At 61.1% G+C, this 5,574-nt stretch carries 1 protein-coding gene; it reads right to left on the reverse strand.

The window, feature by feature from the left end:
* Window positions 1–4,360 (reverse strand): lamin tail domain-containing protein (locus N3J91_11590; protein ID MCX8157071.1); only part of this gene is annotated, 4,360 nt, incomplete at its 3' end.
* Between the last annotated feature and the right edge of the window lie 1,214 nt (window positions 4,361–5,574).

Raw genomic sequence — 5,574 nt, forward strand, 5'->3', positions numbered from 1 at the left:
CGCTCACCCGCGTCGAACCCTGCACCGCCGTCCCCAAATTCCATGTCCCCGCCAGCGGCGCCTCAAATCCCCCGTTCACCACATAATTGGTCCCCCCACCTACCACCCAGCCCTCCTCAATCCGGATGTCGTCCAAATACACCACCCCCGCTTCGTTCAACCGCCAATACAGGTTCGTGAAAATCAACGTGTTCACGTTCGTCATTGAGAACGCCTTGAACTTCCACCCCGAACCATCCGCCCAGTTCAGCGGCCGGCTGTGATCCCGCCGCCCGTCCACCAACTGCAAGGCGGCTCCCCCGCCCGCCGCCAACGCCGACCACGGCGCCCCCGGCTCATAACGCACCCGATCCACCACCACCATCTGGTTGCCAAACGGCCGCAACAAAGTCAGCGTCTCGCCATCGGGATCCAACCGTCCATTATAGACATCCGTGATCGCCGCGGCCGCCGTCGAACCATACGCCGCCGTGAAGGCCGCGCGGTCCTTGGCCAGAACAATGCGCTGCTGCGGGCGAATGATGCTCCCCAGCGGAAAATCATAATCCAGCCCGTTCACCCGCCAGCCGGATAGATCAAAGGCAAAATCCGCCGATGCATTGTAGATCTCAATATACTCCGCGTTCGTCACCGTCGGTTGATACATGATCTCACTAAACATCACCGTGCCCTCCGCCGGCGGCGTCGAGCCGGTGTAATAAACCACGTTGGTGGCCTTCATCCCGGCGATGGGCTGGTCATTGTGATCACACGCCTCAATCACAAAAACATTCTCCGATTCCTTGGCCACCAGCGTCAGCCCCCATCGCGTGTAGTTGGTCCAGGAGACCGGGTAAATCTGCCCGTTCACACGAAGGGATTTCACCGTCACCGGCGCCAGCCCCGTCAGATTGACCACGTTCAACGCGCTCGTCTGCACCGTGGGCACCTGCATCGCCCACACCGCCTGCGGCACGTTCTGCAGAATGTAGGCGCGCCGCTGCTGGATCCACGCCGGAATGGAAATCCCCTGGGCCCCGCTCCCCACATAGGGTGAGGTCAGCCCGGCAATGCCATTCCGCAACAGGGCCTGATAACGCGCATCCAATTTCGGCATGTAGGCCGCGTCCTGCAACACCGTGTCGGCGCAACGTTGCAACGCCCGCAGGTAAATCCGCCGGAAATAAGGATGCGAATATAGCCGCGACACTTCCGGCATGTGGTTCTCCCCTGTGTCGCCGCCCAGCGCCAGCGTAAACAAATCCTGCGTCGGCCCATGGCCGCCCGTGCAGCCCAGCGAAAAGTCCAGATCCCACAGGAGCATCTGCCACTTGCCTCCATTCGGCAGATACACAAACTGGTTCTTGCCACGGTTGTAGCCATAGCCATCCCAGTCGCCCACCACATGCCGGAAGGCCAGCATCGTCAGCCATTGCTCGATGTCAATGGCCTGCTCCACAGCGCTAACATACATGCTATCCGGCGCGTTAAAGGCGTCCACCGCCATGTAGAGCGACGAGTAATCATCGTTTAAGGTGCCGTTGAATTTCTTCTCCCAGCACCACCGGTAACGCGCTTTCTTCTTCACCCCGCCCACCGTGGTGAAGTCCTGCAGGCTGGCCGACTTGTTCAACTGCCGCGCCGGCGTGTCATCAAACTCAAACCAGTCATCAATCTTGTAAATCTCACCCTCGTCAGCGTCCGGAAACCACATCTGCACGTAGTCCCGGTTGACCTGTTGCGAGTCCGTGTAAACCGGGCTGGCGCAATGCGTCCCGTTGATGACCGGATGGATGAAACGCTGGTAACTCCACGGCAACCCCAACTGCTCCACCATCGTGTACGACGTCAATTCCCGCAGCAACGTGGCATCCCGCGCCGTCGGCTCCAGCGAGTCCAGATTCATCTCATCGCTCCCCAGCACGGCATCATCCTCCGGCACCGTCCAAACAAAATTGGCATTGGCCGACAGCGGGTTGGCATAATTGCGCGTAAACGGACTCCCGCGGTAGCGCGCGCCGGCTCCGTAAATGGCCCGGAAGTTGCCATAAACAAACGTCCCTTCCATCGGCTCATTGCTCAGCCGCTCCCGGTTCACCCACGTGTTGTACTTCGCCTGCGTCATCCACATGCGATAAACGCCCAGATTGCCCGTCACCTGCAAATCGCCAAAGCGCACCAGGCACTCACTGACCGCCGGGCCGGCGTCCGGGAAGGTCCGCGAGGCCGGCGTGGGATGTGCATCCGTGGCCACCACATGAAACGCCACCAGCGTGCCCGCCGCCTGCCCCGGCAAGATGGCCGTGTAGATGCCATCCCCGCGAATCGCATCGCCGTTGGTGCCGTCATCATACATCGGCGCCGTCGTCAACACCGTGTTGGGATCCAGCCGGTAACGCAACTGCACCGAGCTGATCCCATCCGGATCATGCACCCGCGCCGTCACCTTGACCGGCACGTTGGCCGCCGGCATCACCGGCGTGTGCTTCACCTCAATGATCGCCGGCCCATTATTCGCCGCCATCTGGCTGTTGGGCAGGCCCGGCGTGCCCAAATTGGGCGGCACCGGCAGCGTGACCACCGTTTCCACACCGCCACCGTGCAAACGCAACAACACATCCCGATGCCCACGCAGCCACCGCAGCTTCGCCTCCAACGTAATGTAAGTGTTGGCCGTCAGCGTCGTGTTCAAATCGCACTCCACCCGGTTGGCCCCATTATCACCCCCGGCACTGGCCACGATGCGCAGGCTCTGACTCGGATTGCCCGGCCCGGGCGGCTCCAGACGCGACGCCACATGATTACCCTGGATCACCCAACTGCTCAGTGAATTGAAATTCGGATTCAGCACCGTGTTGGGGCCGGTGGGGCTGGCCCGCACGGCTACATCGTCCATCAAACATTCGCCCTTGCCCAATATCATAACCTGAATCTCATTCAAATCCGAGCCTGGCGATCCTCGCGGATACACATGATCCGCGTAAATGCTCTCCACAAAATTCGTCCACGGCGCCTTCTGCGTTTCGTCGCTGTCCGCCCAGTTGGACGGCAGGCGATTGTCACTGCGCGGATCAATCAACTCCAAACTGCTGCCCCGCCCGTCAGACCATTGCCCCCACCGGCCCCCATCACGGTACGTCACCTCCTCCACCGTCGCATACATGATATTCGTGGTCACCACCCCCTGCTGATTGGTGCTGTACCGGTACTCCGGCATGGCCAGCGCTATCCGCTCCCCGCCATCCGCCAGCGACCCATCATAATTGCCATACGTGTTGCCGGTGTTAAGTTGCGGATACTTCGCGATCAAGTTGGTGGCGTTTTTTGCCACCACCAAATACTGGCCCGGCCCCAGCGTCACCCCCACCGGAAAACGATAATCAATCCCCTCCACAAACCGCCACCGGCTCAAATCCACCGGCTGGCTGCCTTTATTGTACAATTCCAGGTATTCATCATTGGCATCCCCGGAAATCGGGTTGTACATGATCTCATTGATCACGATGTCATGGATGAACAGCGGCGCATTATTGGTCCCGGGCGTCTTGGCCGACAGCAGATGGAAGGTGGGATTCCCATCCGGGTACCGCCCCGAAGGAATCTCGGCAGGCTGCCCCTCAAAGCGCACAAAATCCACCACCCGCGTCAAATTCGAATTCACCAGCAGCAATGACTCCCCGCTGGCCTCCAGCCCAAAACGCAACTGGCTTTGCGTGAAAACTATAAAACCCCGCGGCGGCAAACGCGTGCCATCCGGTATGCGGTATTTGTTGGTAATGGCCGGGTCATACATGATGCCCCGCTTGTCCGTCAGCCACATCCCGGAAACATCCACCTCCTGGTTGCTGTAGTTGTACAGCTCCACATAATCCTCGCCCGCGGTATTGGCCAAAAATTCATTGATCACCACCGAACTGACCGGCTCCACCACCACCGGATCAATCCGCCCCGGCGAGCCATCCACGTACGCGCTGGCGCTCCAGGCCCGCGGATCATTCTCCCCATAGGACGGACGGCTCAACACCAGCGAATGCCCTGTCCCATCCGCCGCCGGCGGCCACGGCTCTCGCGGCCGATAGTCCACCTGTTGCGCCACCCCACCCCCCGAGGTCCGCAAACGCACCCGCCCCCCATTGTTGGGCAGGCTGCCCGTAAAGGGCCCATAAACATTCGTCAGCCCATAATAAGCCCGCACGGCCTCCGGATACTTGGCCACCACCACAATCCCACCCGCCGGCAAAATGGTGTTGGGCGGAAACCGGTATTCAATATCGCCGCTCAACCGGAAATTGCTGATGTCTTCAAAGAACGGATTCGAATTAAAAATCTCCACAAACTCCAGGCTGTTGCTCTGCCCCGCCAGCTCCCGCGGGTTGTACATGATTTCCGTAATCACCAGCCCGCTCCGGCGGCTCGACGGCCCGGGCGGCTCCATCGGGGGCGTCTCCTGAGTGATGGTGCCTCCCACCACCTCCCCCAGATTGCGCAGCTCCGCCACCGTCACATCATTCGACGCGCTGGCACACGCCGCATACCCCACCAAAATGGTGGTGGGCAGGCTGATGATCGCTGACCCCAAGGGATACCACGTGCTCCCGTCATAACCCACATACATCAAAAACGTATTCCCCGTCCGCCGCAGCCTCAGCCAGGTGTGCGGATAATTGGGCGGCAGTGAAGCGGTCATCGTCGCTGCCGTCCCGGCCGTAATGCGGTACTCCCCAAACACCCCGGTGATGTTGGGCGTCGCCCACACCGCCGCATAACGCGTGTTGTTGCCCACCGCCTCCCGCGCCATGATCCCCGCCTTCGCCCACGAATCGGACAAACTCACACTGGCCACCCGCACCTGCACATCAAAATCCCCGCTGCGTTGCTGGTAATAATACATGAACTGATCCACCGTCCCGCCGGTGTTCGTCCCGCCGCCAATCAAGTTCACCCCCCCCGACACCTGCTCCACCCGCCCCGTAAAGGCCGGATTCCCAATGTTAATTGGCGCATAGGAATACGCCACAAACGTCCGCACCGTCCCCAACGGCACCACATTCGCCGCCGCAGAACGATCCGTCACGCCCCGCACCCCCAAGGTATGCGTCGCATTGGCCAGCAACGCACTACTCGTGGTCAATATTACCGCCACGCCAGATTCATCCAGCACGGCACTGGAAATCGCCACCGACCCGTTGGCATTGGTTAAACCATAATTAAGCACATTCGTGGCCGTCGCGGCCGTCACCTTCTCCGAAAACACCACCTGCACCCGATTGTCCCCCACGGCAAAAGCATCCACCACCGTCGGCGCATTCGTATCCGCCCGCACCGTCACCACCGCCACCGCGCTCGTCGCCGCATACGTCATGTTGCTCACCACGTTCTGCGCCACAAACCACACCCGCGACCCATTCCAGCTCAACGGCACCTCCTCCACCACCCACCCCGCCTCCGTCGCCCCCACCACCGCCTCCCCCTCCCGATACCACTGATACCCCGGCGCCGGATTCCCACTGGCCCCCCCCACCAGCTCCAGCCGCCCCAGCTCCCCCACCACCACGTTCGTCGGCGACCGCGTCACCGCCGCCGGCCTGCCGGTCC

The sequence above is a fragment of the Verrucomicrobiia bacterium genome, from assembly GCA_026414565.1.
Taxonomy (GTDB): Bacteria; Verrucomicrobiota; Verrucomicrobiia; order Limisphaerales; family Fontisphaeraceae; genus Fontisphaera.